Source organism: Flavobacterium frigidum, assembly GCF_048286735.1.
In the GTDB taxonomy this organism is placed as follows: domain Bacteria; phylum Bacteroidota; class Bacteroidia; order Flavobacteriales; family Flavobacteriaceae; genus Flavobacterium.
The window spans coordinates 1-2894 of sequence record NZ_JBLVPU010000043.1 but is presented as its reverse complement, the minus strand read 5'-3'; the positions used below and the strand labels follow the sequence as shown (position 1 = coordinate 2894).

2 protein-coding genes are annotated in these 2894 nt (G+C 36.2%); both read left to right on the top strand.

Annotated elements, in window-relative coordinates; translation table 11 throughout:
- Nucleotides 1-1996, top strand: a 1996-nt coding sequence (locus ACNQGO_RS15300; protein ID WP_417985806.1) for a gliding motility-associated C-terminal domain-containing protein, incomplete at its 5' end; no start/stop codon positions are given.
- Between the two features lie 151 nt (nucleotides 1997-2147).
- Nucleotides 2148-2894: PorP/SprF family type IX secretion system membrane protein (locus ACNQGO_RS15295; protein ID WP_417985805.1), on the top strand; the 747-nt coding region annotated here is incomplete at its 3' end.

Genomic DNA, 2894 nt, shown 5'->3' with positions numbered 1-2894 from the left:
GGCTACTGGAACAATCAATGATAATGATGCGGCTCCAACTGTAGCCACGATCACTCCTGCTTCGGCTACCGAAGGAAGTCCTGTTGTGTTTGAATTCAGCTTGAGTAATCCTTCTGCAATAGCAACTTCGTATACTTTCACTCTTTCTAACAAAACGGCAGGAAATAGTGATTACGAAACGACAACTGTAACGGTAACGGTTCCTGCTGGTGCAACTACGGGAACTGTATCGGTACCAACTATGGCTGATGTAATAGATGAAGTGGACGAAACGTTCACCATCACTATAGGAACTGTGAGTGCTACTGGTACAATTATCGACAATAATAACGCTCCTACCGTGGCAACGATCGCTCCGGCTTCGGCTACCGAAGGGGATGCGGTGGTATTCAACTTTACCTTGAGTAATCCTTCGGATCAAGCGATTACCTATACTTTTGTATTGACTAATGGTACTGCTGGAAGTGCGGATTACACTACTACTAACGTCTTTGCAACGGTACCTGCTGGAGCAACTACGGGAACGGTATCGGTACAAACAACTTTGGATACTATTGATGAAGTAGATGAAACGTTCAACATTGCTAATGGAACGGTAAGTACTACTGGTACTATTTTAGATGATGATGTTGCGCCTACTATTAATGCCGTTGCAGATACCTATTCAGAAATTAATTGTACTTCATTTGGAGTTATTGGTAATGTTCTGACTAACGATACTTTAAACGGCAACCCAGTGAAACATGAAGACGTAAATATTTCTATAGTTTCAGGCTCGAACCTAAACATTTCGTTAGACAATTTTGGGAATGTAACAGTTCAAAGCGGAATTTCGGGTGGTTCATACGTTTTAACATATCAAATATGTCAAAAACAAAATCCAACCACATGTCATAGAGCTACAATAACAATAAATGTTACAGATACTGTAGCGCCAACCATTGCACAATTACCAGCAGCTTCTGTAATAACTTGTAGTGCAACACCTAGTTTTGCACAAGCAATAGCAACTGATACGTGTGGACCTGTAAACTTGACATTCGTTGATGTGGAAGTACAAGGAAGTTGCATAGGATCTTACACCATAACAAGAACATGGACAGCAACTGATTCATCTGGAAATAAAGCTACTGCTTCACAAGTTATTAATGTTAGCGATACAGTTGGTCCAATTACTAACACAGCTTATTCACCGATACTTAACGTGAATTGTGATGCAATTCCAGCAAAGCCAGAACTTGTATTTGTGGATAATTGTTCAACTGTCTCTACTCCTATTTTTACAGAGAATATCATTAACAGAACTGACAGTTCTTATTCAATAGTTAGAAAATGGTTGGTATCTGACACTTGTGGAAATGCTTCTGAGTTTACTCAAATTGTAAATGTGACTATCGTCAATAGTGTTGTATCTACCAGTAGTTCTATTTGTAATGATGGGGATACTACAACAACCGATTTGAATAATTTATTACCAACGGGTACTCCTACTAACGGAACTTGGGTAGATGTAAACAATTCAAATGCTTTACAGGGCAGCATGCTTAACGCTGTTGGACTTTCAGTAAGAGATTACATTTTTGAATATAAGGTTAATGATGCTACTTGCCCTAGAACAATTAGAATAACTATGACTGTAAATACAGGATGTGGAATTGTATTAGCTTGTGGAACGATAGTGGTGCACAACGCATTCTCGCCAAATGGTGATGGGATTAATGAAAAATTCGTAATCGATAATATTGATGATACTGTTTGTTATCCAGATAATACAGTTGAGATTTATAACCGATGGGGCGTATTAGTATATGAAACCAAAGGATATAATAATACCAGTAATGCTTTTGAAGGTATTTCTGCTGGTAGATCTACTATTCAGCAATCTACTGGATTACCAACTGGAACATATTTTTACATCTTGAGTTATACATCTCTTGACGGTACAGGAAAAACTATAACCAACAAAAAAGACGGATATTTATACTTATCTAAATAAATAATCTAATACCTGAGGATTTTTTACCCTCAGGTATTTTATAATTAAAAAACTATTTCATCTTATAAAATCCAATTGAACTTTATCAAATCGAACTAAAGTATTACTCTCTTAAAAGTCGATAGCCAATTCGAGATAATAAATATCTACTATGAAAACAAAATTATTTTCTTTCGTTTTGATGTTTACAGCATTTGTAAATTATGCACAACAAGATGCTCAATTTACTCAATACATGTACAACACCATCAATATTAATCCTGCCTATGCGGGATCAAGAGGCGCTTTCAGTATTTTTGCGCTACATCGTACACAGTGGGTAGGACTAGATGGAGCTCCTGTTACCAATGTTGCCTCTGTCAATACTCCATTAAACGAAAGTAATTTAGGTTTAGGAGTGACTATAATTAATGATAAAATTGGACCTACTACAGAGAATACAATTTCTACTGATGTATCCTACACGGTTCCTACTTCTGAAACTTTTAAGCTCTCTTTTGGAATTAAAGCAACTGCTAACTTGTTTAATTTAGATATTAACAAATTGAATCCAGCTCAAGCTGATCCAAGTATACGAGATTTCAATAATAAATTTACCCCTAATATTGGAGCCGGAGTTTATTGGCATTCTGATAAAGCGTATATCGGATTTTCAATTCCTAATTTTATAGAAAGCAAACGCTATGACGACAATGAAGTTGCTATTTTTAAAGAAAAAATTAATTACTATTTAATTGCAGGTTACGCATTTGATATGAATGAATCTATTAAATTCAAACCTGCATTGTTAACTAAAATTGTCGATGGAGCACCTCTTCAAGTAGATTTGTCTGGGAATTTTATGTTTAATGATAAGTTTGTTCTTGGATTAGCCTACAGATGGTCGGCTGCTGTGAGT